Here is a 24,975-nt window from a genome sequence, read left to right as displayed (position 1 = left end):
CAGGCCAAAGCGGCTTAAATCAACCCGCAAACTGAGCCGGAAACTCCATTCTTCCAGAGCCCAAAAAGTCTCAAATCATTCGACGACGGACACCTACAAGGCTTCATTGAGGTCGAGCTGGATGAAGCCCTCCTTGGGCCCGAGACGATGGTGAGACGAATACGCGGTTGAGCCCTGCCGCTGTCACTCCAATCAACGAGGCTCAACAACATGACATTCTCAGACGCATTCTGGATGCGGAAAATCAGGCCGCCGGCGAATCTCGTCACTATCGTGGCTCATATGGCTTTCCGCCGGACTATCCGGCCATTCCTCGCGACTTCTCATTACGTTCTCGGCATCCGTCTTCCCGACTTGCATGATCTGCAAGCATACGAGACCGCAGCCCGAGCAATGCTCGACCCCGAAAGTGACACGGACGACGATGGTAACGCCATCGTTTTGGTGACAAGCCCGGCCGCTATCAAGCCGCATGCATGGGACCTAGCGCGCAAATTCAGTCAACTGCACCGGGCCGTCATCTTTTACACTGAGGATACGGACATCTCAAAAGAACTGGCTTTGCTGATTGATCACCGGATCGAAATGGAGTTGCCTCTAGTCAGCCATTTCGAGGCGGCTGCTAAATCGCTAGGGCTTGCTATCTGCCATGCCGACGCCGTGTTCCTGGCAACTTGCCGATTATGTGATATCCGACTGGCACTGCGACCAAAGCGTTCGATCGCCAATTTAGTTCGGCGGCTGAAGGCCGTCATCCCAGAGGAAGACTCACCGAGCGCCGTGCTCCCTAACCCAGCGTCTCCCCGCCTGGAGGACCTCGCGGGATTCGGACCGGCGAAGATTTGGGGTCTTCAAGTCGCTGCGGACATCAAGGCCTGGACGGCTGGAGAAATTCCGTGGGCGGACGTGGACAAAGGCATCGTTCTTGCAGGCCCTAGCGGGTGCGGCAAGACGACCTTTCCAAAGGCGCTGGCCAATACATGCGGCATCACCCTGATCGCGAGTTCCGCTGCTGCGTGGCAGGCAAAAGGACATCTCGGGGATATGCTCAAGGGTATGCGCGAGACATTCAAGGAAGCAGCAGCCGTCAGGCCCGCAATTCTTTTCATCGACGAACTAGACAGTCTGGGGGATCGAGAAGCCCATAAGAATGCTGACTATCACGACTACAAGCGCCAGGTGATCAATGGGATGTTGGAATGCTTGGATTCAACGGAAGGGCGGGAAGGCATTATTGTAGTCGGCGCTACCAACGACCCGAATGCGATTGATGTCGCGCTGCTTAGGCCAGGAAGATTTGAACGGGTGATCCAAATCCCGCGACCAGACGCCGAAGACCGCAAAGCAATCCTGAACTACCATCTGCCGGAGTTGGCGCTCAACGATTTCGACCCGTTCGTTGTGCAGTCAGAGGATTGGTCGGGCGCGGAAATCGAGAAACTAGCTCGAGATGCGCGGCGATTTGCTCGACGATCGGGACGCAAGTTCGTGACGGACGAGGACCTGCTTGGGGCGATGCCGCCGCTGTCGGCCTATACGGCAGAGGAAGGGTATCGTCTCGCCGTCCATGAGATTGGACATGCGGTAGTCGGAGCCTTGTTGCGCCCCGGCCAACTCCTGAACGTCAAGATCAATCGGTGGCGTCCTTCCAAGGTAGGATGGAACCAGATCGGCGTAACCTATTTCAATGAGAAGCCGCCGCTCATGACATCTGCGTCCTATTTCACGGACACGATCGCAATTCTTTTGAGCGGCATGGCCGCGGAACGAATTTTCTTCGGCGAACACTCCGTGGCGTCCGGAGGCGATGCGACTTCCGACCTTAACAGGGCTACAGACCTAGCGACGATGATGGAGCGCTGCTTTGCGTTCGGCAACGATCTTGTCACTGACCTGGGCGTCGGTCGTCGACCGATGGAAACTCTTAGACAGAGTGACCCAGTTCTTCGTGAAGCCATCCGACAACGTCTTGATGCTCAATATACGAGGGTTGAGCAAATCCTGACATCGAAACGAGCGGAGGTACAAAACCTGGCCCAGCGGCTCTCGGAAAGCTTCGTACTTCCCGTGGAGGATATTCTACAAGCACTGCGCGCTAAGGGAGCAGAGCAATGAAAATCTGGGTTTTCTCCGACCTTCATCTCGAATTCGACAAACCTTTCGCTGCCAACCCGCCGAGCGACATCGACTGCATTGTTTGCGCGGGTGACGTGCTCGACAAGGGCGTGGTGCCTAGCGTCGAATGGCTGTCGGCTTATGTGGGGCCAAGGGTTCCCGTGGTTTTCGTCGCGGGAAACCACGAATTCTACAGAGCGTTCCTCGAAGACAGCATCACAGCCGCGGATGCGCTCCGTGGTCGTTGCCCCAATGTGCACTTCCTTGACGACCGTGAAGTCGTGATCGGCGACGTGGTCTTCGCTGGGGCGACGCTTTGGACTGACTTCCGGCTCTTCGATCGCGATCCGGAAACGGCAATGTGGTGGGCGGAGAAGGGGATGAACGACTACAAAAGGATCAGCCTTTCCAAGCAACCATTCAGAAAGTTCAAACCAATCCATGCGTTCCGGAGACATGACGCCTCTCTCCGGTTCCTTTCGGAAAGCTTGGGGCGGACCGATATCAGAAAAAGGGTTGTTGTCACCCATCACGCACCGTCGCCGCGATCGATTTCCCGTTATTTTCGGGATGACCCGCTATCGCCATGTTATGCATCCGATTGCGAAGCGTTTATCAGGGAGGCAGAACCCGACCTTTGGGTCCACGGACACGTCCATCAAAGATTGGACTACACGCTCGGCTTTACGAGGGTCATCTGTAATCCACGTGGATACCCAGGGGAGGCAACGGGTTTTGACCCAGGTTTCGTGGTCGAGATTTAGAGATTTCACGCGCCCTTAGGGTTTGAAATTCACGGCTTCGCAAAAGGAGCAGTCATTGCGCATGGTGATTTTGGGCTTAGCTTTTTGGCCGCTTCGTTGGCCACATTGGAGACCGAGATTTTTCCATATATAACAGTAACTAATCGGAAATCGAACGTGTATCGTGGCCGGACTTTTGGCCGCTCCGTGTCTGGATTATGGGTACCCGTCGCAATTGCGGCTACGAGTATGCCATCCCGACGATCGCTGGGAATCAAGAAGAGGCGTCCTTATGTCTCGCGCGAATTATAAAGGGAGATTCAGGGCTGTGAACGGAAATGACTTACTTGAGGAATTCGCGCGCCGCATCAAGAAGGAGAAGGGTACAAAGTCGATCAGCGACTCCGCCTTGGCAAAGGCAATAGGTGTTACCCAAACCCAACTGGCTAATTATCGCGGCAAGGAACTGACACCCCGCCAGGCCGTAAACTTGGTAGAGAAATATTCGAAGGCTGTGGAGCGGCAACTGATCGAAAGCACGGTAGTGCCTATCGTCGAGTTTCTACATATCGACCTGACGGAATCGCGCCATAGTGCCAAGTGGGAAATATTTCGCAGTAAGGACGACGAGGGCACCGAACACCCTTATTTTGCCGGCCTTCGACGAAGTCTCGAAAGCAAACACGGTATCTATATCTTCCACGACAGTCGTGGTCGCGCGATTTACGCAGGGAAAGCGCAGCGCCTATCTCTCTGGAAGGAGATGAACAACGCCTTCAACCGCGATCGGGGTGAGGTGCAGAATATAAAGCGCGTATCTCATCCTCAGAAAAAGGTCGAATATCGCGGCCTTCAGGAACAACAAAGGCAAATCGTCAAGCAATCGGTCCCACTGCACGACGTGGCGAGCTATTGCAGCGCCTACGAAATACCCGACCAACTGATCGGCAAGTTCGAGGCCCTGATTGTTCGGGCGTTCGCGAACGACTTGCTCAATGTCCGGATGGAGAACTTCTAACGGCCTCGAACTCATCCCGGGGAGCAACGCCCGCCTCAGAGGGTCGCCGCAACGGTTACATTTGCCCGAGAGGGCGACCTATCCAGATGAAAGTTGCGTACCTTTCCATTCCTTGACGAGGAAGTAGGTACACGAAAGTGCAAGTGTCCGGCCCAGGCGAGCGAATTCTGACTCGGTAAATCCTACGGGCACATGAGAGCCCGGGCTGACGAAGCGATACACTCCAGCCAACCCCTTTTCCTGATCCGGAGAAATGAACCCCGCCTCACGGAGTGCGACGAGTACCTCTCCCCATTTCGAGGGCAGGGCCGAAACGGGTGGTAGTAGCTCGCGACCAATCGCTTTTGCCGTTGTCTCGAGCGCCACACGCGCATTGTTCAGACATCCATTGTTATCCCCGCTTAGAAAGGCTTTAGCGGAATCGTCGATAAGTCGAAGAATCTCGTCGTCGCCGGAAAGTTGCGACAGGCGAACCTCTCTGGATAGATCGTCTTCGACGGGGCGCGCGCCCTCTATCGTCGGCTCGAGTGGAATGAACGATCTGACCTCGCGACCGTAGTCATCCACGGCCAATCCGATACCGTCGAGCTTCATGCAGAGTATGAAATCCTCCCAACGCTCGTCAAATAGGCTTTTGGGCGATACCGTGTCTCGGATCGATTGACGGGTGCGTGCTAATTCCTGTGCAAGTTCCCAGACTTGCAATGGGGTAGCGGCCAATATCGCATCCGTTAAAGAACGTAGCAGCCGGTAACCGGATTTATACCCATCGATCTCGTCCGTCGAAATTTCGAATTTCCGAAGGATGACGATGCATTCGTCGCGGTTCAAGACCGCTTCCATCAGCTGACAAAGTGAAAGTCTTGAACGCTGTCCAATGTCCATGCGGTTGCCTGTGCCAGATGAACGTTTCGGAATAGTTATATTCTTGCCTCGTCACACAGGTCAACGAGGCCGCGGCTCGGGAGGATGAGCCCGCGACCCTGGTTGGCGTCACATTGGCTTCGCCATTGATGTTAGAGCTTCGGGGCCGGGGCCGCATTCCCGACGTTCTTGATCTTCGCCGCATCGATCCGTTTCCTGGCGTCGGAATTGTCCGCATCGAAATCCTGCGCGAGATGCAACTGATCCATCATCTTCATCTCAAGTTCGTTCGCCAGACCCGTCGGGTCGCCTCGGACGACGAAGTCGACATAGATGCCGCACATGCTCACGGACTGCTTCGCTTTCTTCGCGGTGAATTCGTCAAGGCCGACCGGAAAGTCGCTGGTGCCTATGCAGGCCAATGGCGATTTTAGTTTTTCGGCCATTGTGCCCTCGGAACCGAATTTCCATGCGGCCCAGATGCCGGTGGCGCTCTTCCCTGTGACCGAAGGCTCACCGAATTTCTGGACGGCAGCTGCATAGACGGACTCGGTTGTCGGTCGTTGCGACGGCCTGAATTTCAGCTCGCGTGACGCTGCGAAGAGCTTATTACCGGACCCCAAGCCGGTGAACGCGAATTGCATCCGCTCGTGCTCCATGTCATCCGGATTGGCGAGGTCGTTGTATAAGGTCCTGCCATTTGCGACCCACTCGGTGCCTTCCGGCAGTTTCCACTTCGCGAACTGGTATTGCGCGTCCGGCCGCACTTCCTGAAATTTCGCGATAACCTGATCGGCGCTCATACCCAGAGCCATTCCGTTGATGTCGTAATCTGCCGCATTCGTCGCGGCAGCTCCTCCGAGGAGTATAGCGGCAAGGGCGGTGAAAAACGTGATTTTCATGATATCCCCGGTGTCTCTGTTGAGGGTCTCGTCGGTCGCATCAATGCGCGCCCGAATGTGGACACGTTCCCTCATCCGAGTTTTGTTTTCGGCAATTTTCGACGGGGATTTCACCCTCTGCGCGAATTCAAGACACCACAGCAGGTAGCAAGGTTATCAATCATTAAATAGGGTCAGCTTCCAGAGTCGGAGAAGCGGGAGCACAGCGATGGCCGTCGTCAATGTCAGAATGGATACCCGAAAGTCGTTAGCCAGGGCGCTGCTGCCTCAAGATATCGAATTAAACGTTCTGGCTATCGAACTGTTCTACTATGCCTGCACATCATGGCATTCGAAGGGTTTCCAGAGGGCGGCTGAGGACATAGGCGTATCGGTCGAGGTAGACCAGATCACCTTCTCCAATCCGTTCGACATCTGGGCATTCTTCAAAAGCATTCCTGTAGGTTTGGCCACCGAAGTTCTCGACCGGACGCTGTATTACCGGACTGAAATAGAGAGGCGGTCCGCCGAGGCCGCGAAAGTCCGTCAGAGCGTCATCTCGGACAAACTCGATAATCTCCGAAAGGCAAACGAACTTCGCAACGAACTGCTTTCGGCAGGCACTGATCCCGAAGAGATTGCTCATCTCCTTGCGCAGATTCTCTCGGACCAGGGAGCTACGCTGGAGGTGCGGGATGCAAGCCAGCGGAAAAGCGTACCTTCGTCTCGCTAAAGGCTTCTGCCGCTGAGGCCTTCATTTAGAGCGAACGGGCGACAAGGTCGTGGAGTGTTCTTGCTCCGGTCAGGGCCTTGAGGCGCTCGACGCGATGCTCCACTGTGCGCGGAGACAACTTGACCCGATGACCAATCTCCCGCATCTGCAAGCCTTCTCGAAGTAGCTGTAGGATGGCGACATCGATGCCATCGAGGTCCTTCGGTATTGCGGAAGCCCTCAGGATATAATTCACGACACCAAAGACGAGGCACCAGTCGCCCCCTGATTTCTCCGTCTTTCGTGGAAGCGACAACATCTCGAAGTTGGTTTGCATATTGTCGTGGCGCACTGTTTCAGAGACGAGCGAAGGGCGGCGGCTGGCGATCGCCTTCTGGATGGACTGGTGAAGACGTCCACCAGGCAACAACGGAAGTCGTGATTTCAGGGCTTCAGGCACATCTGCGTAGCTCGTCGGGATACTGTAATCGCGGACGAGGTTCACGCCAAACTCAGTCGGGTCGCTGTCGGGCACTTCAATGATAGCGAGCACCATATTCACGGAAAGCTGCTTGCCAACCACATCGGAGAGTATGGCCGGCTGATCGACCTCGCGGGAAATCCAGACATCGATCAGCTGCTGGGCAACCTCGCCGAAGGAAACGGACCTCATCGGCGGGCGGCGTCCCATAAAGTGTTTACAGGCGTGGTCAGAAACGACCGTTTTTGTCATCCGTCGTCGGTGTTTTTGTCTCTTGTCCAATCCATTGCAACTATTTCTGAATTGTAATCATGCAGTTCCGCGCACTTGCCCGTCGAAAACGGTCGTTTCTGTCAACGCGGAGAAATGGAAATTCGATGGCAAAGGTCGGTTATGCGCGGGTATCGACGGAAGATCAGCGGCTCGACCTTCAGCTCGCAGCGTTGCGCAACGTCTGCGACCGGGTTGTCGAGGATCAGGGTGTTTCCGGTTCGACAAACAAAAGACCTGGATTGATCTCGGTGTTGCGCTCGTTAAGATCCGGCGACACGCTCGTCGTATGGCGGCTCGACAGGCTGGGCCGCTCGCTTCGAGACCTTATTCAAATCACCGAAAAGCTCAGTCGACGGAAAATCGAGTTTGTCAGCCTGACCGAAAACATAGACACCGCGTCAGCCGGTGGTCGCCTTGTGTTCCACATGCTCGCTGCAATGGCCGAGTTTGAGCGATGTTTGATCCGGGAGCGCACTTGCGCGGGGCTTGAAGCCGCCCGTGCTCGAGGGCAGCGACTCGGTCGCCGGCCGTCTCTCAATGAAGATGAGTGCCGCTCGGCCTACAACGCAGTTGTGTTGCAGGGAGAGGACGTGGACGAGGTCGCGAGACGATATCGTGTCCATCCGAGAACTCTTACCCGACACCTTCGTCGCATGATTATTACTGGAACAGCTGGATGAGGTTCCCCGGAGCCGCATTGGCGATCGCTAGCGACTGAACTTAATGCGACCATGGCGGGTCTCGGTTAGCCCAGGTCGGTCTCCTCGGGAAGGTGCACTTGTACTGCTCGATGTCTGCCGACCGTTACGTTTATGGTTTTGCAAGACATCAGAGATACCTCAGCCGTAGATCGGAGAGGTGAAGATGGATTTCGAGATAGGTGTTTATCGGCTCGCTGGCCTGAAAATCTTCTGGGCAATATTGCCTGATGGTTCGACTGCGTCGGAACTTGGAGATGATGGCCTCAACAAGTTGCTCGGGAATGTCGCAGATCTTGCACTCCAACGCTACTTAGCGAAGAAGCTGCGGTTATATTCTGATTGGCTAAGCGAGAACGCTAAGTTGGCTGTGATCGTTGAAGGAGGAATTGCAAGAACTGTGCGGACGGACGATGCGCTAACGGGCGAGGCCTTATCTCGTCATCATCTAGATGATCTCGAACGGGAGATTCTGTCCAGCCATAAGCCCTAACTGGATTTCTCCCTGGTTTTCTCGAAGTTATGATCGAAAGCGGCGGCCTCTATCAAATATCTGAACTTGTCTCGGACGGTTGTTGGGCCATCATCCGTCAGTTCCCGACCTTCGGCGAGGCGTTCGAGATATTTCTTCGAAACCAAACGACTGTAGCCCACGAGTTTCTCGACAACGGCATCATCCTTGCTGTCCATGATATCCGGCGTGAACGTCAGCAGAAGGTCAGCCAAGGATCGATAGGCTCCCACCTCAGCAGCGAAGTCCATCTCGAACAGAATATTTTTGCGATGGGTGGCCCGGCGATCATACTTAGACATTAGAAGCTCCTATGGAACTCTTATTGTCGGTCGGCTTTTTGTCGGCGGCAAATACCGAGACGGACCTAGCTAATTCTCCAATATCCCAGCCTGCGGCCTCGTGGCGAGTGTGGGACCGGAGAAGAGCGTTTCGCCCTTATGTCCGGTTACCCTGCAGGGCGGGCTCTGTGTGACTGAGTCAAAAGCTTTTTGAAGTGATAAATCTGATGCCGGTTGCGCCGGCAAACCCTGCCGCCCCGTACATCGGCGGCAAGCGCATTCTCTCGAAGAAAATCATCGAGCGGACCGTGGGCACCAGAAGCTACGGCCTTGCGTTAGAGTGTCGATTTGTTCGGATCGCGGATTTCTCGACAGCGCGCGGCAACTTTGATAGGGTGCAGCCGATGATGCCGATGATACGGAGCTCGATTTGACCAAGGCCGTTTCGCCCGAAGACACGCAGTCGGAGTACCATGCTTCATTTGGGGCAGGATTAGGTGCGGATTTCAAACCGCGCACGACAAGGATCATTATCGGTCCGGGGCTTGATCAAAAGAAGCTCAAAGTCAAGAAGACAGGGCAGGGCGAAAACAGCGAAGGTGACTGAGCCTCTATTGCCACAACGAGGTCAGCGGTACCTGGCCTATGGTCACGCCAAGTTGGGTTTCAAAAACACCACACCGGCATCGAGAAATTGCTCAAGCTTGCCCTCTCGAGTTCCCGAAAGCATACCAGCCTCCTTGACGAGGCTCTGGGCCACAAGTCGAGTGAGGTTGCGCGCGCTCATACGCTGAGAAGTGGAGACCGTGAAAGCCCCGCTCGGCCATGGACATATTCGCTTCTGAGATCGAACAGCTGCTGGTATTGCGCAACGAATCTGGGTCCTGCAAGAAAGCGCCTATGGTCCAAATCTGCTCTACGGCGCGGGCAAGTTCGAGTGTGGCGTGCATTGTGAACCTATCAAGTTTGACCTTGCGGCGTTCGAGCACGCTTTTGATCCCGGGCGGTGCTGAACGTCACGCGGGATCGAGCGGACCAGGCTGAAATAAGGCATTCCGCTAATTACAAAACCTGCGTAGCGTCTGGGTGAGATCTCCTCCGATCCAGAGAATGCCCTTTGAAGTCGATTTGCAAATAAGCAGCGTCTGATCTGTTAGGGCTCTATTAACCACATCTCGCGAAGTGCACCGATTAGGAGCACATTTCGGTCGTTTTCGACCGGTCTCGGGTCGGTTCCGACATCAGCCCCCTTTTATATGCTGAGAAAAAGTGTACAGAACCCATCGCTGACCAAGGAGCCAGGCAATGAACAGGATAGGCATACAGGCAAAGTAACTCGCGGAGACGCACCAGTCTCTCGGATTGCCCTGTTTGTATGTCGTCGTCGTGTTCTAAAGCCGAAGGAGGGCTCCATGCAGTTCGCACGTCAGGTTTCCAAACACATCGCGCTTCATAAGGCCGGCCTCGGCTTCTTGAGCATGCCCGCGATCAACCCTCGCACCTTCGGTCAGGCCAATCGCGTGACCGAAAGCGGCTCCGCCGATGCCGGGGAAAGCGGAATAACGCGGAATCGTCGTAGGAACGAGGACTGAGACCAAGTTCTGGAACGAACCGGTTGCCGAACGTGCCGTGCGCAAGCCGCCGGCTACGCACGGCAAGACCTTGCGCGGCTTCTCGATCTTTAAGGAGACGGTGGTCTACCACGAGAGCGATCTCGAACGCCGCGTATCCACGGTCATCCAGCTTCGCAAGGACGTGAAGGCCATCTATTCGCAATTTCCGGTGCTGTTGTACCGGGATGCCGAGGGGCTGTGGTGCGAACATATCTGCGACTTCTGCGTGGTGTTCGACGATGGTGAGGTTGTCGCCGTCGCCGTGAAGCATGACCGCAAATCCGCTGTGATGGGCGATCTGCTGAAACGCATCGAGGCCGAAGGCTTTCTGCGAAAGAACAAGAATGGCTCGACGACGCCTGAAGCGGTCCATGGCATCCGCCTGATGACCGAGCGCGAGGCGACATATGGTGCCTACGAGAACGCCGAACGCATCCTCCGCGCACGACGGTTGCGTGACGAGGCGGAGTACGAGCGCGCCTATGAGGCCGTCCAGAAGTTCCACGGCCCATTCCGTTTCGGCGAGCTTCTTCGCGGATGCGAAAATCGCGCGTCGCGTCGCACGGCGCTTCTGCTGTTGATCGACGAGTGCGTTCTCGTGCCCGAGACGCCAGCCCGTATCGACGACCTGACGATGTTGATGGTCCGCCGCTGGTCCCCACCACTATTGCTTACACCCGCCAGAAGGAGCCTTTGATGCAGACTGACTTCCAAAAGCCGAGCCTGTTTCATCACGCCATCGTCAAGATGCGTGTCGCTGATCGCTTCACGGAGAACGACGTCGACTGGAAGCCGAAAAAGCGGGATGAAGAGGGCTGGACCTTCAGCAACGAGGCGAACGAGGCCGACGAACGCTTCGTTGCCCATGGCGAAGTGTATTCGAAGTTGGTCAGCGGCGGTGCCAAGCTCCGCTACGGCTACAACGACCCGGAAAACCAACGTCTGCGCGCGATCTTCGGGGACGACACGTTCGATGACATCAAAGGAAAACGCCGCCAGCTCGCTCTGTTCCGCGAGAAGCTGATCGATCGGTTCGACAAAGAGTGGCTTGCTCTGGGGAAGAAGCCTCGCTGGTCGAAGGAGACATTCGAGGCGAAGCTTCGCGGCTGGCGCAAAGAAATCATCACTGAAATGCTCGGTCTCGATGAGGAAGAGACCGACGCCCGTGCCGACGCGATGATCGAGGTTCAGGCGTTCGGCACTCCATCGGTCAAGACATTCCGCCGCGACTACAAGCGCTATCACGCTTGCGGCGGTGAAGTCCTCGGGATTGTTCATCGCCATAATGGTCCAGGCCTGCACCTTCGCAAAGTTGACGCAGACTCGACGGCGTTCGCGCATAAACATGCGCTCAACTACATGACGGACCGCAAGCCGACGATGGCGAAGGTCTATCAGGAGTATATCGCCGCGCTGGGGAAGGAGAACGCAGAGCGTAAAACGCCGCTGCTGAAGGTGACCCGTCACAAGTTCGAGTCGATGATCTCGAAGTTCGACGAATTCGATAAGTGGGACGGCCGCCACGGGCGTGCCTCGGCGCTCAAGCGCTTCGGGATGTACAAACGCGGCATCAATGCACTGACCGTTGGCGAGCGGATCGAAATCGACTTCTGGAACGTCGACCTCATGACGTTGTTCGTCGAGACCGGAATGTGGGACATCCTTCCGCCTTCCTACAAAGAGGCGGTGGTCGGTAAGCGCATCTGGTTCGTAGCGGCGATCGACGTCGCCACGCGCTACATTCTCGCGTTCCGGGCAAGCACCAATCCTAATGCCGTGACGGCAGCAGCCGCCATCCGCATGATCATGTCCGACAAGCGGCACATCTCCGACTTCGTCGGCGCGGAAACCCCATGGATCGGATTGGTTCACCCGCGGAACATTTTCAGCGACAACGGCAAGGAATTCGCGAACACGCTCGTCGAAGGCATCATGCGGGCGGCGAAGATCACGTTCAATCGGCCGCAGGCGGGAAATCCGAAGGCGCGACCCTTCATCGAGAGCCTCTTCCACTCCATCGGGCCGCTGATCGCGTCGTTCTTCGCGGGCAGAACGTTCGGTTCCATCTCCGAGAAGGGCGATTATAACCCTGAGCATCAGATCAGCCTGCAGGTAGACGAGATGATCCAGCTCTTCACGCTGGGCGTCTGCGACATTTACCACAACAAGCCGCACAGCGGGCTTGGCGGCGCGTCTCCACACAACGCCTGGGTTCGCGCGACACAGGAACACGACATCGAGTTCCCGAGTCAGGACCCCGAATTCATGCTCCATGTCTTCGGAACGAAATTCAAACGGCGCATCGGCCAATACGGCATTCCGTTCATGGGCATCCCGTACGTCAACGAGGAGCTGCATCGCCAACGCACCAAGTTCGGGCAGATGGAGTTCGATATCAAGGTCGATACCGAGAACCTCGAGCATATCGCGGTCCGCGGTGACCAAGGTTGGTTCGTCGTCAAGAACCAAGTCGACATCGTTCGTAACCTGTCGCTGGCCGAATGGGTTGTCGCCCGCCACGATCTCCGGACACAACATGCCGTCGAAGCGGAAGCTGGACTGGCGGCGATGAACCGCGCCATCAACCGCCTTGCCGAGACTGGGAGAGCGGCGGCACTGCGAGCGAATCTGACGCCTCGCAACCTCACTGCGGAACACTACGACGTCGTCGAGGCGGAGCTCTTTGGAGCATGGGTTGCAGTGAAGTCAGCCGACACGCCGGCCGTCACGCAGGCTTATGCGTTGCCCGATGATCCGCTTCGTAGCGGATCGGTCTCTGCATCCCGCCTGATCCCAGATTATCACGCAGAGCGTGAGCGCGATGCGAGGAAGAAGAAGCGCGCAGCCGCTGCCGAGAACGCCCCGGACGGACCGGCCGAGACATCCACGCCTACCGAAGCCACTGACAACTACTACGAAGAGTACTGAGTCATGGAAAACGCTACTAACGTCATCTCGTTCGACGCGATCAACGACAAGAAGGCCGAAGTCTACAGCGGCTACATCGAACACGCACGCGACACGCGGTTGGGCACGATGTTGCGCGACCTGGTCGACAACGTGGAGGCTTGCCGCGGCGGCGTAGGATCGCGCCGGCGTGCGCTGTTCCTCATCGGGGCCTCGGGCAGCGGCAAGTCCTTCGCGTTGCGCCATCACTTCAGCCGCATCCCCGAATTCCAGCCGCGGGTGAACCAGTACGGCGAGACCGTGCGGCCGCTGCTGAGCATCGAGGCACCGAAGCCGTGCACGACAAAAGACTTCGCAATGGCGATCCTGGATGCGATCGGAGTTCCGTCGAAGGCCAAGATGACGGAGGGGCAGCTCTTCGCGACCGTGAAGGCCCAGTTGCGCGAGCGCGGGATCATCTATCTTCACGTGGACGAAGCCCAGCACTTGCTGCGCCAAAGCCGCAGCCGCGTCCTCGACGTCCAGGATCGCCTCAAAAGCCTGATGCAGATCGAGGACTGGCCGTTGCACACGATCTATTCCGGAATGCCGGAGCTCGCGGAGCTGCTTACGGGCGATCAGCAGTTGGCGAACCGTTCGATGGTCATGCGCTTCATCCCCCTGAGCCCGCCCGGCGATAAGGCCGGCATCAAGCAGGTATTGGTCGACATCGTCGAAGGCAAGTGCGGCCTGAACCTCTCCGAGGAACTCCGTACCGACGACTTCCTTGGCCGCCTGTGTTCCGCCAACAGCGGCTGCTACGGGAAGATCATCGAAGCAATCCAGGCGGCGTGCTTCCTTGTCATGCACAAGGGCAAGGGTACGGTTGATCGCCGTGCCTTCGCTCACAACTACCAGCGTGACAGCGGTTGCCTTCCGAGCGATAACGTGTTCACCGCCGCGCGCTGGAGTGAAATCGATCCCGGCAACGCTCTGGCCGACCTGGCAACCGCTGGTAAGGGAGGCAAGTGATGGTTCTGCCCGTAACGCTTCCCCTTCACGACGACGAGGCGGCGATCGATCTCGTCGCCCGTCTTGCCGCCGCCAACGGATATCCGTCTCTGCGGGAGTTTCTCGCACATACGGACACCACGGCCACTGCCATCGTTCATGGCGAGATGGATGCCATGTCGCTGGTCAGCGAGTGGTCCACGGTGCCAGTCGCCATTCTGGGAAAACTGTCGGCGAGGGCGTTTGGGGCTGGCGGCACCTGGCAGATGGGCTGTGCAACCCTCAGCAAGGACATGCGGCCGGGCCGAATGCATCGCTTCTGCTCCCAATGCGTGCTGGGAGACCGAGAAAGGGAGGTGGGACGTTTGGCGTCCCGCGCCTATCGCCGTGCATGGTGGATCGTTCGCGGGATCGAAGGATGCCCAGTTCACGGCTGCCGACTGACGGAGGTGGCAGTTGATGCCGCCGGCGACGTTCACGACTTCCCGCAGTTCGTGAATGCCAATCTCGGATTGATCGAGGAAGCCGCGGCGACTCCTGTCCCGAGCCGCCAGCCTCGGCTGGATACGTACCTTCGAGACCGGGTGTTTCAGGATGGCGGGGATGGCTTCCTCGACAGGCTCGACGCGCACGTCGCTGCCGAGTTCTCTCGCTATCTCGGGGACTTTCTGGTCCTCCACGAGGTCAAGGCCTGGATGCACGACGGAACCGATCTGCGTGAATGGGGCTTCGGCCTTGCGGTAAGGGGAGAAGACGAAATCCGCCATGTTCTTGCGGAAGTCATTGATCGGAAGCGCCCGACAACGCAGTATGTCGAGTTGGTTCTCGGGCCGATGGTGAGGTGGTTGCGCCGCAACCTCGTCAAGGAAGCGTATGGGCTCGTGATCGATCTCATGCAGGAGATCATCGAGCGCAACATGCCGTTCGGCGAGGGGCAGACCATCCTCAAGCCCGTCAAAACCCGGCACGTCCACAGTGTGAGTTCCGCGCACGCGGAGTATGGCCTCACCCACGATCGGATCAGAGCCTTGATGAAGGCAAATGATCCTGATTTTCGTGATGGCCTCTCTGACGGCTCCACGTACTTCGACGCTGCCGCCCTGCGTCCGATTCTTGAAGCCGCCAGCGATACCCTGACGAGCAAGGAGACGGGCGAGGCGCTGGGCCTTCGCGAAGAACGGGTTCATGATCTTCTGGTCGCCGGTATTCTGAAGCAGGTCGAAACCCGATCCGACGATGAACGGACTTACACCCGCATCCTCAAATCCGCGGTTGAGGAATTGACGGACCGTCTCAACGGGAAGATGACAGCGGTGGCGAGCGACGAAGGCCACATGTCGTTGGCCGCGGCCGCCAGATTATGGCGTCGTCCGTTCCACACGCTCGTCGCCATGATCCTCGAAGGCAGCCTCGAGACCTCTATTGTTCCAGGCACAGCGCCCGTTCTACAGCGAGCACGGGTGGCATCGGATGCCCTGAAGCTTGACGTCAGTCCATTGGCCGGAGGCGATGATGAACTGATGCGGCTCAAGGAAGCCGAACTCGCGCTCGGTACAACGACCATCACGGTCGCGGACCTGATCAAGCGCGGCTACCTCCGCCAGCGAACCATCCGTCGGGAGACAGGGCGGGATGTGAAATTCATCGAACGGCAGTCTCTGGCAGAGTTTCAGGATGTCTATATTTCCCTGACTGAGATCGCGAAGTCTCGCCAAGGCTACAGGGCTGCGATCAAGGCAGAACTCGACCAAGCCGGAATGTCACCCATCTTCGAACCCGAGGGGTTCATCGCCCGCTTCTACAGGAGATCAGAGATTACCCGGATTGGGTAAGATCGACCCCAAATCGGGTAGAGACCGCCTTACGAAACCCGCTCCGGCGGGTTTTTCTTTGGCTTGCTTTCGAATGCGCCCAAATCAAATGCCGCGGGATGCCCAAGATGTTTTGGGTGTCCAGAAAATTACCTAATGTTTTCAACGATTAATTCTGCAAAATGGACAAACCAAGACCGTGTAATCACTCAGTGCCGGGCAAGCGCCATTCATCAGCGCATGTTCAGTTCGCCATCACCGGCCAGCCGCCGGGCGCTTTTGGCCGAGTGGCATCGACCGCCATCTGGATGAGGTCGTAGCCGTACATCACCCCGGCGAGCTTGATGACGATGATGGCGACGCTCAACAGCGCAAGCCCACCAATGATTCTGTCGCTTTTTTTCACGGCCCGCTTCCCCCGACGTCTCGTGAATCCCGCATTATTCGCGGTGGTTGAAAGTATATCGCGTTCTGCGGGAAGTGCCATGGGCTTGTTCACGTTGCGAGCCGCCCGGCCGCGACGAGCAAGAGGCCGCCGGCGATGCCCTCGACCCATCTGCGGCGGCGATCGGTGAAATTGCCATGGGAGCCCAGGGTCGCGATGGCGAGGCTGAGCAAGGCGTAGACGATGCCGCAAAGACTGATGAAGACGGCCGAGAGCAAGGAGGCCTGAGCCATGATGCTTCCATCATGGCTCATGAACTGCGGCAGGATGGCGAAATAGATCATCATGCCCTTGGGATTGAGGACAGCCGTCAGGAAGCCATGACGAAACCTATTGGTTGCAGCGCTTGACGATATGGGCATCACGCCGCTCCCTTTCAGGGAGGATGCGATGAGCCGAAAGGCGAGGTAGCTCAGATAGGCGATGCCAAGCCATCGCAGCGCCGCAAACAGGAGAGGCGAGGCCGCGATGATGGCAGCCAGGCCGAGCGCCGCCATCGTCGAATGCACGACATAGCCAACGCAGATCCCCACAGTCGAGCGCAGACCGGCGGCAGCACCGCCCGATATCGCCTGCGATGCCACGAACAGCATATCGGGGCCGGGGGTGCAGATCAGCGGCAGCACGGTGGCTGAGAAGAGAAGAAGATTGGTGTTTTCCATAGGGACAAGCCTAGTGCCCCTGTGATGCAATCGGCTTGCGAAGATGCCAATTTCTGGCAGATTATTGGCATCAGAATTCAAGATACGAAATTTATCGGTAGAGAATGCCAATGCGGCTGGATGATATCGACAAGCGTATCCTGCGCGCGCTGCAGCGCGACGGGCGCATGCAGAATGTGGAACTGGCCAGGGAGGTGGGGCTATCGCCATCGCCATGTCTGCGGCGTGTGAAGCTGCTGGAGGATGCAGGCATCATCGATCGTTATGTGGCCGTGGTGAGCCCGGTCAAGGCGGGCCTGCCGCTCTCGATGTTTGCGCGTGTCTGGCTGACGGCGCAGGATGCGGAAACGATCGACCATTTCATCGCGGCAATGAAGAAACTGCCTGAGGTGATGGAATGCTACATCATGCTCGGGGAGAGTGACGCGCTGCTGCGTGTCGCCGTCTCTGATCTCGATGATTACAGGCGGTTCCAGTCGACGCACCTGACGAAGGTCAACGGCATTCAGAACGTCAAGACCGACGTGCCGAGCCAGATCGTCAAGCAGACCTATGCATTGCCGCTGCGCTGAGCGGCCGCGTTTGGAGAATGGCGCTCAATAAAAAACCCGCCGGTGCGATGCAGCGGCGGGTCGTTTGATTCTATCTCTGCCGGATCAGTGCAGGATCTGGCTGAGGAAGAGCTTGGTGCGCTCATGCTGCGGATTGTCGAAGAATTCCTTCGGCGAATTCTGTTCGACGATCTGGCCCTGGTCCATGAAGATGACGCGGTTGGCGACCTGGCGAGCAAAACCCATTTCGTGGGTCACGCACAGCATGGTCATGCCTTCTTCGGCCAGGCCGACCATGGTGTCGAGCACTTCCTTGATCATTTCCGGGTCGAGCGCGGACGTCGGCTCGTCGAACAGCATGATCTTCGGGTTCATGCAGAGCGAGCGGGCGATCGCCACGCGCTGCTGCTGACCGCCGGAAAGCTGACCGGGATATTTCTTCGCCTGCTCGGGAATCTTGACGCGGGTAAGGAAGTGCATGGCGATCTCTTCCGCCTGCTTCTTCGGCATCTTGCGCACCCAGATCGGCGCCAGCGTGCAATTTTCGAGAATGGTCAGGTGCGGGAAGAGGTTGAAGTGCTGGAACACCATGCCGACTTCGCGGCGCACTTCATCGATCTTCTTCAGGTCGTTCGTCAGCTCGACGCCATCGACGATGATCTGGCCCTTCTGGTGCTCTTCCAGGCGGTTGATGCAGCGGATCATCGTCGATTTGCCCGAACCGGACGGGCCGGCAATGACGATGCGCTCGCCGCGCATGACCTTGAGGTTGATGTCGCGCAGCACGTGGAAATCACCGTACCACTTGTTCATGTTGATCATGTCGACCGCGACCTCCGTCTCGGAGACGGTCATTTTTCTCGATTGGGCTTCAGCCATTTTATATTTCCCTCAATTTTATCGCTTGTGGCCGGTGTCCAGATGGCGTTCCACGAAACCTGAATAGCGCGACATGCCAAAGCAGAACAGCCAAAAAACGAAGCCCGCGAAAACAAGACCCGTTATGGGGGTCACCGCGCTCGCCCAGGTCGCATCCGAAAAGTTCTGGCGGACGATGCCGAGCAGGTCGAACATGCCGATGATCGCCACGAGAGACGTGTCCTTGAACATGCCGATATAGGTGTTGACGATGCCCGGAATGACCAGCTTGATCGCCTGCGGCAGAATGATCAGCCGCATCTTCTGCCAGTAGCCGAGGCCGAGCGAGTCCGCACCCTCGAACTGGCCCTTGGGTATGGCCTGCAGACCGCCGCGAATGACTTCGGCCATATAGGCCGAGGTGAAGATCGCGACGCCGACGACGGCGCGCAGCAGCTTATCCACCGTCCAGCCCTGCGGCATGAACAACGGCAGCATGTAGCTCGCCATGAACAGCACCGTGATCAGCGGCACGCCGCGGATGATTTCAATGAACGCCACGCACAGCATCCGCACGACTGGCATCCTGGAGCGACGGCCGAGCGCGAGCAGAATGCCGAACGGGAAGGAGACCGCGATCGCAACGAACGCAATCACCAGCGTTACGAGCAGGCCACCCCATCTTTCCGTTTCGACGGTCTCAAGGCCGAAGCCGCCGTGGAGCAGGAAGAACGAAACAACCGGCAGCACGAAGAACGCCAGGATAGCGTTCAATCCCTTCCTTGGAATGGACGGTATCAGCAACGGGGCGAAGCTGACGATCATCAAGATGCAGACGAGTATCGGGCGCCAGCGCTCGTCCGGCGGATAGAGGCCAAACATGAAGATGGTGAATTTCGCACGGATGAAGGCCCAGCAGGCGGCGTTCCAGCCGTCCGGCTGCGTTCCACCCTGAACCGTGGTGGCGCAGAAGGTGCGGTCGGTTCCGCTCCAGACGGCGTTTATGAACAACCAGTCGACCAAGTGCGGGATCGCCCAGGCAAGGAAGGAGACCGCGAGCAAGGTGAGGACGATGTCCTTCGGCGTGGCAAACAGGTTCTTTTTCAACCAGTGCCACGCGCCTTTTTCACCGGCGGGTGCCGGCTGCGCCACGAGAAGCGTCTTGCTGACGAAGTGTTGATCTACGCTCGACATCTTATCTCTCCACCAGGGCCATCTTGGCGTTGAACCAGTTCATGAACAGCGATGTGACGATGCTCAGGATCAGATAGATGACCATCCAGATGATGACGACTTCGACGGCTCGTCCGGACTGGTTGAGGATCACGCCGCCGACTGCGACGATATCGGCATAGCCGATAGCGATGGCGAGAGACGAGTTCTTGATCAGGTTGAGATATTGGCTCGTCAGCGGCGGGATGATGATGCGCATTGCCTGCGGTATGACGATCAGCCGGTTGATGGCCGACGACCGCAGGCCCAGCGCTCCGGCTGCTTCCGACTGCCCCTTCGGCACGCCGCGGATGCCAGCGCGGACGATTTCGGCAATATAGGATGCGGTATAAAGGGAAAGCGCAAGCAGAAGCGCCAGGAACTCCGGTCCTATGACCGTGCCGCCCGTCAGGTTGAATTTCCCGGCAACAGGATAATCGAAGGAAAGTGGCATGCCCGTTACCAGGAAGACCAGCAACGGCAGGCCGATCAATATGCCGACCGAGACCCAGATGGTATGGAATTGCTGGCCGGTTGCCGTCTGACGCCTGTGGGCCCAACGCGCCACGAAAAATACGGCGACTATGGCGATGAGGAAGGCAACGCCAACCGCCCACATGCCCGCACCGAAGATCGGGCTAGGGAAGGCGAGGCCGCGATTGCTGAGATAGCTGGAGAATGGCAGGTGCACGGCATCGCGCGCCTGCGGCAGCAGCACCAGAACGCCGCTGTACCAGAAGAAGATGACCAGCAGCGGCGGGATATTGCGGAAGATCTCGACATAGGCCTGGGAAAGCTTCGCAATAAGCCAATTATGCGAAAGCCTGCCGATGCCGATCATGAAGCCGACGATCGTTGCCGCGACGATGCCTACCAGCGAAATCAGCAGCGTGTTGAGCAAGCCGACGAGAAGGGCGGTGGCGTTGGTCGAATCGCTGGAATAGGGAATCAGCGCTTGCCCCAGATTGAAGCCGGCGCGTCCTTCGAGAAAACCAAAGCCGAAGGAACGATTCAAAGCGCGCAGGTTGTCGACCGTGTTTGTGACGACGAACCAGCAGAGCCCTGCCAGGATGATAATGGTAAGCGCTTGATAGAAGGCACCCCGAACTTTGGGGTCGTACAACGCCGCCGATAAGGCTGAGCGCTCGCCTTCGGGCGAGTTTGCAGTAATTGCCATATAGAGTTTTTCCCCAGTGTGCCTGTTTCAGGCTTGTTTTCTTGAGGAGAGAGAGGCGGAGCCGCCTCTCTCTTTTAGTTAGGCGCTTTGCGGCTTAGCGAACCGGAGGCGCGTACTGGATGCCGCCCTTGTTCCACAGGGCATTGAGGCCGCGGGCGATCTTCAGCGGGCTGCCTGCGCCGATGTTGCGGTCGAAGACTTCGCCGTAGTTGCCGACGCCCTTGATGATGTTGTAGGCCCAGTCATTGGTGAGGCCGAGGTCGGTGCCGATCGTCGAACCCTGCTCGGCGCCGAGGAAGCGCTTGATGTCCGGGTTCGCCGAGTTCTTCATCTCGTCGACGTTCTTCTGCGTGATGCCGAATTCTTCGGCATTGACCATCGCGTAAGCCGTCCAGCTGACGATATTGAACCACTGGTCGTCGCCCTGGCGAACGGCCGGGCCGAGCGGCTCCTTGGAGATGATTTCGGGCAGAACGACGTTGTCGTCCGGGTTTTTCAGCGTCAGGCGCAGCGCATAGAGGCCAGACTGGTCTGTCGTGTAGACGTCGCAACGGCCGGAATCATAGGCGGTGTTGACTTCCTCGAGCTTGTCGAAAACAACCGGATTGTACTGCAGGTTGTTGGTCTTGAAATAGTCGGCGAGGTTCAGTTCGGTCGTCGTGCCGGACTGGACGCAGATGGCGGCACCCGACAATTCAAGTGCCGACTTCACGTTCAGTTCCTTGCGGACCATGAAGCCCTGGCCGTCATAATAGGTGACGGGGCGGAACTTGAGGCCAAGCGCCGTGTCGCGGTTAATGGTCCAGGTGGTATTACGGGAAAGCACGTCGATTTCGCCCGACTGCAGCGCGGTGAAGCGGTCCTTGGCGCTGAGAGGCGTATATTTCACCTTGGTGGGATCGCCGAATACGGCGGAAGCGACGGCCTTGCAGAAGTCGATGTCGAAACCGGCCCAGTTACCGGAGGCGTCTGGCTGCGCGAAGCCGAGAAGGCCTGTATTCACGCCGCATTGAACGAAGCCCTTGGCCTTTACGTCGCTTAGCGTCGACGCGGAAGCGCCGGACGCGGTGTAAGCCAATGCCGCGGCTCCGAGAAATACGGAGAGAGCAAACTTTTTCATTTTCCCTACCTTTGTCTATTTGTTTTATAGTTAAAGTGTATCGCTCCTGAAGCGGGTTCCCCGAGAACCGCGTTTCCTCACTCTCCTGGTGCGAGTGGTCCTATCACAGTCGTAAATGTATTGGCGGTCAAGACATTGGCCCCACTATTGCGGATTTATTCGGCATTTTCGCTATTTGCGGTCGAAAAATGGGCGTTTGGCGCCAAAATGGGCGGCATTCTGCCGAAAAACTGCTCGAAATTGGAGTTTTTTCGCGAGTTTTGTTATTTTAGCCTTCGAATAATATGAGACACGCAAGGGGCCGGGGTTGACCTCACTGGACTTGGCGGCCACAAATCCAGCTTCCTACAGCGCCAAAGGCATATCCGGACATGAAAGACAAAGACACACTCCTGCAGAACGCTGGCATCAATACGCGTTTGTCTCACATCGGCAATTCACCCTTCGATTTCCACGGCTTCGTCAATCCGCCCGTGGTGCATGCCTCGACGGTGCTTTTCCCCAATGCGCGCGTGATGGAAACCCACGACCAGAAATACACCTACGGCACGCGCGGAACGCCGACGACGGATGCGTTGTGTGAGGCGATGGATGCGCTGGAGGGATCGGCCGGAACGGTTATCGTTCCCTCCGGCCTTGCTGCCGTCACTGTGCCATTTCTGGCTTTCCTGTCCGCTGGCGATCATGCGCTGGTCGTTGATTCGGTCTATGGTCCCACGCGCTTCTTCTGCGATACCATGCTGAAGCGCCTTGGTATCGAGGTCGATTATTACGATCCTTTGGTCGGTGCCGGCATCGAGCAACTGATCAAGCCGAACACCAAGCTCGTCCATACCGAAGCACCGGGTTCCAACACCTTCGAAATGCAGGATATTTCGGCGATCTCGGCTGCGGCGCACCGGCACGGCGCGGTCGTGACCATGGACAATACCTGGGCGACGCCGCTCTATTTCAAGCCGCTCGATCACGGCGTCGACGTCTCCATCCATGCGGTAACGAAGTATCCCGCCGGCCATTCCGATATTCTGATGGGAACGGTTTCCGCCAATGCGGCGCACTGGGGGCGGCTGCTGGATGCGCATGGCCAGCTCGGTATCTGCGGCGCACCTGACGATGCCTATCAGGTCCTGCGCGGCTTGCGCACGATGGGCGTGCGCCTGGAGCGCCACCAGGAGAGCGCACTTGCGATCGCCCGATGGCTTGAGGGCAGGGAGGAAGTCGCGCGCGTCCTGCATCCGGCTCTTCCGAGTTTTCCCGGTCACGAGCTGTGGAAGCGTGATTTCAAGGGGGCGAGCGGCATTTTCTCCTTCGTGCTTGCCGCCGATAGCCCCGAGAAGTTCAAGGTCAAGGCGCACGCCTTCCTCGACGCGCTGCGGATTTTTGGACTCGGCTATTCTTGGGGCGGTTTCGAAAGCCTTGCGGTGCACGTCAACCTCAACGACCGCCGCGTCACCAAGGCCCCGACCGAGGGGCCGGTGATCCGTCTGCAGATCGGCCTTGAGGATGTCGCCGATATCAAGGCAGATATCGAAAAGGGTTTTGCTGCCGTCAAGGCGGTTTAATCAGCCGATCGCGCGATACCCATAGATCCAGTCCATGTCCGCCGCGAGGCTTTGCGGCGGGCGAAGTGAAAGGACGAGATCGCGCGCCATACGGATCGGGCCGCGTGCGTGATAGGCGAATTGATTGAAGGCGGCGCGCTGTCGCAAGCGCGCGATACGCGGCGCCCGATGTTTCTCATAGAGCTCGAAGGCCTCGGCCGGCGAACGCGCGGAAAGCATGCCGGCAAGCTCGAAGGCGTCCTCGATGGCCATGGCGGCACCTTGCGCGGCGAACGGCATCATCGCATGCGCGGCGTCACCGATCAGGATCGTATCGCGGCCATTATGCCATCGGCCGCCCTTCATCTCGTAGAGCGGCCAGAAGCTCGCCTGATCCTGGGCTTCGAGCATTTTCAGAATTGTATTATTCCAGCCGGAAAAGCCGCGCAGCATCTGCTCGCGCTGTGCCTTGTTGCCCGCCGAGCCCCAATCGCGGCTGGCGCTGCTGCCGGAGACGATGGCGACGATATTAAAGGCTGCATTTTCGCGGATGGGGTAGCAGACGAGATGGCTGGACGGGCCGAGAAATGCGGTGACACTTGCCTTGTCCAACAGAGCAGGGGCAGCCGCCTCCGGAACGGAAAAGCGCCACGCGACATTGCCGGAGAAGAGCGGCGAGGGCGCGCCGGGCACCATTGCATGCGCCTTCGACCAAACGCCATCGGCACCGATGATCAGATCGAATTCCCTGCCGGCGATTTCTTCCAGCGCCTGCTTGCTTTTGAGGTCGATATGCCGCCCGAGATGCAGTTTGCAGAGCTCATTGGCGGTCACGGCATCGAGGAGCGCTTTCTGCAGTGTCGCGCGATGCGCGGTGCCGTAAGGCGATCCCCATCGTTCCCGGGCAAATTTTCCGCAGCGAACCGATGCGACAGGGCGCAGCGATGAGCCGGAGACGAGCCGGACTTCCTCTGGCTCCAGCCAGACCGACCGCAACCTGTCGAGCACGCCGAGCGCATCGAGAATGCGGGAGGCGTTCGGTGAAATCTGCAGACCGGCGCCGACTTCGGTCAGCACTTCGGCTTGCTCAAAAATGTCCGAGGCTATGCCATGCTTCGCCAGCGCCAGTGCTGCCGTCAATCCGGCTATTCCGGCGCCGATGATGGCAGCTGCTTTGATCGGCATTTCTTTTGTCCGATCGGACTCTAAGGCGTCACGCCGCCTTGAAGTGGAAGACGCAGCCGGCCGGGTTGGTCTGGTCCGCTTTCAGCGAGGGATTATAGCGGTAAAGCGTGGAGCAGTAGGAACAGACCTTCTCGCTCTCGTCGCCGATGTCGATGAAGATGTGCGGATGATCATAGGGAACCGAGGCGCCGGTGCACATGAATTCCTTCACGCCGATTTCGATGACGCGATGTCCGCCGTCGTTCTGGAAATGGGGAATATTGTGGCCGGCCATGATGATCTCCAAATGCGTCTTGCCTAAAGCGGCATGAATGTTGCGCCAGACT

The 24,975-nt window shown here is 57.8% G+C and carries 26 protein-coding genes; 14 read left to right on the top strand and 12 right to left on the bottom strand.

The features are described from left to right. The first annotated feature begins 210 nt into the window (after positions 1–210). The 3 genes from BJ928_RS26700 to BJ928_RS26690 all read left to right on the top strand — a co-directional run bounded on the left by BJ928_RS26700 (position 211) and on the right by BJ928_RS26690 (position 3,876). Positions 211–2,115, top strand: coding sequence for an AAA family ATPase (locus BJ928_RS26700; RefSeq protein WP_047633247.1), 1,905 nt, complete (start codon positions 211–213; stop codon positions 2,113–2,115). Next, positions 2,112–2,879, top strand: a complete 768-nt coding sequence (locus BJ928_RS26695) for a metallophosphoesterase (protein ID WP_047633248.1) — start codon at positions 2,112–2,114, stop codon at positions 2,877–2,879. The genes BJ928_RS26700 and BJ928_RS26695 overlap by 4 nt, the downstream gene beginning before the upstream one ends. 307 nt (positions 2,880–3,186) lie before the next feature. After that, complete coding sequence (locus BJ928_RS26690) at positions 3,187–3,876, top strand: hypothetical protein (protein ID WP_047633249.1); 690 nt, start codon at positions 3,187–3,189, stop codon at positions 3,874–3,876. A 78-nt stretch (positions 3,877–3,954) separates the two neighbouring features. Here BJ928_RS26690 and BJ928_RS26685 read toward each other — a convergent pair whose 3' ends face one another. Both BJ928_RS26685 and BJ928_RS26680 read right to left on the bottom strand, forming a co-directional pair. Next, positions 3,955–4,761 (bottom strand): hypothetical protein, encoded by an 807-nt coding sequence (locus BJ928_RS26685; RefSeq protein WP_147413941.1) that lies wholly within the window; start codon positions 4,759–4,761, stop codon positions 3,955–3,957. Positions 4,762–4,892: 131 nt separating this feature from the next. Next, complete coding sequence (locus tag BJ928_RS26680; protein WP_245432549.1) at positions 4,893–5,756, bottom strand: hypothetical protein; 864 nt, start codon at positions 5,754–5,756, stop codon at positions 4,893–4,895. 94 nt (positions 5,757–5,850) lie between these two features. Between BJ928_RS26680 and BJ928_RS26675 the strand changes: the two genes are divergently transcribed. Next, complete coding sequence (locus tag BJ928_RS26675; RefSeq protein WP_047633251.1) at positions 5,851–6,354, top strand: hypothetical protein; 504 nt, start codon at positions 5,851–5,853, stop codon at positions 6,352–6,354. Positions 6,355–6,379: 25 nt separating this feature from the next. Here the strand turns inward: BJ928_RS26675 and BJ928_RS26670 are convergent, their stop codons facing one another. Beyond that, a complete protein-coding gene (locus BJ928_RS26670) occupies positions 6,380–7,066 on the bottom strand; it encodes a winged helix-turn-helix transcriptional regulator (protein WP_047633252.1) in 687 nt (228 codons plus the stop codon). A gap of 125 nt (positions 7,067–7,191) precedes the next feature. Between BJ928_RS26670 and BJ928_RS26665 the strand changes: the two genes are divergently transcribed. Further along, positions 7,192–7,767, top strand: a complete 576-nt coding sequence (locus BJ928_RS26665) for a recombinase family protein (protein ID WP_047633253.1) — start codon at positions 7,192–7,194, stop codon at positions 7,765–7,767. Between the two features lie 184 nt (positions 7,768–7,951). Then, complete coding sequence (locus tag BJ928_RS26660; protein ID WP_047633254.1) at positions 7,952–8,278, top strand: hypothetical protein; 327 nt, start codon at positions 7,952–7,954, stop codon at positions 8,276–8,278. Here the strand turns inward: BJ928_RS26660 and BJ928_RS26655 are convergent. Then, positions 8,275–8,598, bottom strand: coding sequence for a hypothetical protein (locus BJ928_RS26655; protein ID WP_047633255.1), 324 nt, complete (start codon positions 8,596–8,598; stop codon positions 8,275–8,277). The two genes, BJ928_RS26660 and BJ928_RS26655, sit on opposite strands and share 4 nt — an antisense overlap. Before the next feature lie 409 nt (positions 8,599–9,007). Here BJ928_RS26655 and BJ928_RS38915 point away from each other — a divergent pair, with 409 nt between their 5' ends. From BJ928_RS38915 to BJ928_RS26625, 6 genes are all read left to right on the top strand, one after another. Next, positions 9,008–9,184, top strand: a complete 177-nt coding sequence (locus tag BJ928_RS38915; protein WP_156151448.1) for a hypothetical protein — start codon at positions 9,008–9,010, stop codon at positions 9,182–9,184. Positions 9,185–9,989: 805 nt separating this feature from the next. After that, the gene (locus BJ928_RS26645; RefSeq protein ID WP_047633257.1) at positions 9,990–10,169 is read left to right on the top strand and encodes a hypothetical protein; all 180 of its coding nucleotides are present in this window, start codon (positions 9,990–9,992) and stop codon (positions 10,167–10,169) included. 37 nt (positions 10,170–10,206) lie between these two features. Beyond that, the gene (locus tag BJ928_RS26640; protein WP_052227780.1) at positions 10,207–10,887 is read left to right on the top strand and encodes a hypothetical protein; all 681 of its coding nucleotides are present in this window, start codon (positions 10,207–10,209) and stop codon (positions 10,885–10,887) included. Beyond that, positions 10,887–13,118, top strand: coding sequence for a Mu transposase C-terminal domain-containing protein (locus tag BJ928_RS26635; RefSeq protein WP_047633258.1), 2,232 nt, complete (start codon positions 10,887–10,889; stop codon positions 13,116–13,118). Before BJ928_RS26640 ends, BJ928_RS26635 begins: the two co-directional genes overlap by 1 nt. 3 nt (positions 13,119–13,121) lie before the next feature. Then, positions 13,122–14,108, top strand: coding sequence for an ATP-binding protein (locus BJ928_RS26630; protein WP_047633259.1), 987 nt, complete (start codon positions 13,122–13,124; stop codon positions 14,106–14,108). Further along, positions 14,108–15,919 carry a TniQ family protein gene (locus BJ928_RS26625; RefSeq protein WP_047633260.1) on the top strand — a complete coding sequence of 604 codons (1,812 nt, stop codon included), beginning with the start codon at positions 14,108–14,110 and terminating at the stop codon, positions 15,917–15,919. Before BJ928_RS26630 ends, BJ928_RS26625 begins: the two co-directional genes overlap by 1 nt. Before the next feature lie 223 nt (positions 15,920–16,142). Here BJ928_RS26625 and BJ928_RS38910 read toward each other — a convergent pair whose 3' ends face one another. Both BJ928_RS38910 and BJ928_RS26620 read right to left on the bottom strand, forming a co-directional pair. Next, positions 16,143–16,304 carry a hypothetical protein gene (locus tag BJ928_RS38910; protein ID WP_183079455.1) on the bottom strand — a complete coding sequence of 54 codons (162 nt, stop codon included), beginning with the start codon at positions 16,302–16,304 and terminating at the stop codon, positions 16,143–16,145. 89 nt (positions 16,305–16,393) lie between these two features. Then, a complete protein-coding gene (locus BJ928_RS26620; protein WP_047633261.1) occupies positions 16,394–17,005 on the bottom strand; it encodes a LysE family translocator in 612 nt (203 codons plus the stop codon). 104 nt (positions 17,006–17,109) lie between these two features. Between BJ928_RS26620 and BJ928_RS26615 the strand changes: the two genes are divergently transcribed. Further along, positions 17,110–17,577 (top strand): Lrp/AsnC family transcriptional regulator, encoded by a 468-nt coding sequence (locus BJ928_RS26615; RefSeq protein ID WP_197070136.1) that lies wholly within the window; start codon positions 17,110–17,112, stop codon positions 17,575–17,577. A gap of 84 nt (positions 17,578–17,661) precedes the next feature. Here the strand turns inward: BJ928_RS26615 and BJ928_RS26610 are convergent, their stop codons facing one another. From BJ928_RS26610 to BJ928_RS26595, 4 genes are all read right to left on the bottom strand, one after another. Continuing rightward, positions 17,662–18,435, bottom strand: coding sequence for an amino acid ABC transporter ATP-binding protein (locus BJ928_RS26610; RefSeq protein WP_047633263.1), 774 nt, complete (start codon positions 18,433–18,435; stop codon positions 17,662–17,664). 18 nt (positions 18,436–18,453) lie between these two features. Continuing rightward, positions 18,454–19,608 (bottom strand): amino acid ABC transporter permease, encoded by a 1,155-nt coding sequence (locus BJ928_RS26605; protein ID WP_047633264.1) that lies wholly within the window; start codon positions 19,606–19,608, stop codon positions 18,454–18,456. 1 nt (position 19,609) lies between these two features. Then, complete coding sequence (locus BJ928_RS26600) at positions 19,610–20,803, bottom strand: amino acid ABC transporter permease (RefSeq protein WP_047633265.1); 1,194 nt, start codon at positions 20,801–20,803, stop codon at positions 19,610–19,612. 94 nt (positions 20,804–20,897) lie between these two features. Then, entirely contained in the window at positions 20,898–21,923 is a 1,026-nt protein-coding gene (locus tag BJ928_RS26595; RefSeq protein WP_047633266.1) for an amino acid ABC transporter substrate-binding protein, read from the bottom strand. A gap of 371 nt (positions 21,924–22,294) precedes the next feature. Between BJ928_RS26595 and BJ928_RS26590 the strand changes: the two genes are divergently transcribed. Continuing rightward, positions 22,295–23,485, top strand: coding sequence for a cystathionine beta-lyase (locus BJ928_RS26590; RefSeq protein WP_047633267.1), 1,191 nt, complete (start codon positions 22,295–22,297; stop codon positions 23,483–23,485). On the opposite strand, the gene BJ928_RS26585 is transcribed toward BJ928_RS26590, so the two are convergent. Together BJ928_RS26585 and BJ928_RS26580 are read right to left on the bottom strand one after the other, a co-directional pair. Further along, positions 23,486–24,649, bottom strand: a complete 1,164-nt coding sequence (locus tag BJ928_RS26585; RefSeq protein WP_047633268.1) for an FAD-dependent monooxygenase — start codon at positions 24,647–24,649, stop codon at positions 23,486–23,488. Positions 24,650–24,677: 28 nt separating this feature from the next. Further along, entirely contained in the window at positions 24,678–24,923 is a 246-nt protein-coding gene (locus BJ928_RS26580; RefSeq protein WP_047633459.1) for a zinc-finger domain-containing protein, read from the bottom strand. Between the last annotated feature and the right edge of the window lie 52 nt (positions 24,924–24,975).

It is taken from the genome of Rhizobium sp. WW_1 (assembly GCF_003610155.1).
In the GTDB taxonomy this organism is placed as follows: Bacteria; Pseudomonadota; Alphaproteobacteria; order Rhizobiales; family Rhizobiaceae; genus Rhizobium; species Rhizobium tropici_A.
This window is presented reverse-complemented; position numbering and strand designations above follow the sequence as displayed.

What these genes read in the sequence shown, in the direction of transcription:
- BJ928_RS26700 (WP_047633247.1), top strand. Translation starts at nt 211, where the DNA reads ATGACATTCTCAGACGCATTCTGGATGCGGAAAATCAGGCCGCCGGCG.
- BJ928_RS26695 (WP_047633248.1), top strand. Translation starts at nt 2,112, where the DNA reads ATGAAAATCTGGGTTTTCTCCGACCTTCATCTCGAATTCGACAAACCT.
- BJ928_RS26685 (WP_147413941.1), bottom strand. Translation starts at nt 4,761, where the DNA reads ATGGACATTGGACAGCGTTCAAGACTTTCACTTTGTCAGCTGATGGAA.
- BJ928_RS26675 (WP_047633251.1), top strand. Translation starts at nt 5,851, where the DNA reads ATGGCCGTCGTCAATGTCAGAATGGATACCCGAAAGTCGTTAGCCAGG.
- BJ928_RS26670 (WP_047633252.1), bottom strand. Translation starts at nt 7,066, where the DNA reads ATGACAAAAACGGTCGTTTCTGACCACGCCTGTAAACACTTTATGGGA.
- BJ928_RS26665 (WP_047633253.1), top strand. Translation starts at nt 7,192, where the DNA reads ATGGCAAAGGTCGGTTATGCGCGGGTATCGACGGAAGATCAGCGGCTC.
- BJ928_RS26660 (WP_047633254.1), top strand. Translation starts at nt 7,952, where the DNA reads ATGGATTTCGAGATAGGTGTTTATCGGCTCGCTGGCCTGAAAATCTTC.
- BJ928_RS26655 (WP_047633255.1), bottom strand. Translation starts at nt 8,598, where the DNA reads ATGTCTAAGTATGATCGCCGGGCCACCCATCGCAAAAATATTCTGTTC.
- BJ928_RS26645 (WP_047633257.1), top strand. Translation starts at nt 9,990, where the DNA reads ATGCAGTTCGCACGTCAGGTTTCCAAACACATCGCGCTTCATAAGGCC.
- BJ928_RS26635 (WP_047633258.1), top strand. Translation starts at nt 10,887, where the DNA reads ATGCAGACTGACTTCCAAAAGCCGAGCCTGTTTCATCACGCCATCGTC.
- BJ928_RS26630 (WP_047633259.1), top strand. Translation starts at nt 13,122, where the DNA reads ATGGAAAACGCTACTAACGTCATCTCGTTCGACGCGATCAACGACAAG.
- BJ928_RS26625 (WP_047633260.1), top strand. Translation starts at nt 14,108, where the DNA reads ATGGTTCTGCCCGTAACGCTTCCCCTTCACGACGACGAGGCGGCGATC.
- BJ928_RS26620 (WP_047633261.1), bottom strand. Translation starts at nt 17,005, where the DNA reads ATGGAAAACACCAATCTTCTTCTCTTCTCAGCCACCGTGCTGCCGCTG.
- BJ928_RS26615 (WP_197070136.1), top strand. Translation starts at nt 17,110, where the DNA reads ATGCCAATGCGGCTGGATGATATCGACAAGCGTATCCTGCGCGCGCTG.
- BJ928_RS26610 (WP_047633263.1), bottom strand. Translation starts at nt 18,435, where the DNA reads ATGGCTGAAGCCCAATCGAGAAAAATGACCGTCTCCGAGACGGAGGTC.
- BJ928_RS26605 (WP_047633264.1), bottom strand. Translation starts at nt 19,608, where the DNA reads ATGTCGAGCGTAGATCAACACTTCGTCAGCAAGACGCTTCTCGTGGCG.
- BJ928_RS26600 (WP_047633265.1), bottom strand. Translation starts at nt 20,803, where the DNA reads ATGGCAATTACTGCAAACTCGCCCGAAGGCGAGCGCTCAGCCTTATCG.
- BJ928_RS26595 (WP_047633266.1), bottom strand. Translation starts at nt 21,923, where the DNA reads ATGAAAAAGTTTGCTCTCTCCGTATTTCTCGGAGCCGCGGCATTGGCT.
- BJ928_RS26590 (WP_047633267.1), top strand. Translation starts at nt 22,295, where the DNA reads ATGAAAGACAAAGACACACTCCTGCAGAACGCTGGCATCAATACGCGT.
- BJ928_RS26585 (WP_047633268.1), bottom strand. Translation starts at nt 24,649, where the DNA reads ATGCCGATCAAAGCAGCTGCCATCATCGGCGCCGGAATAGCCGGATTG.
- BJ928_RS26580 (WP_047633459.1), bottom strand. Translation starts at nt 24,923, where the DNA reads ATGGCCGGCCACAATATTCCCCATTTCCAGAACGACGGCGGACATCGC.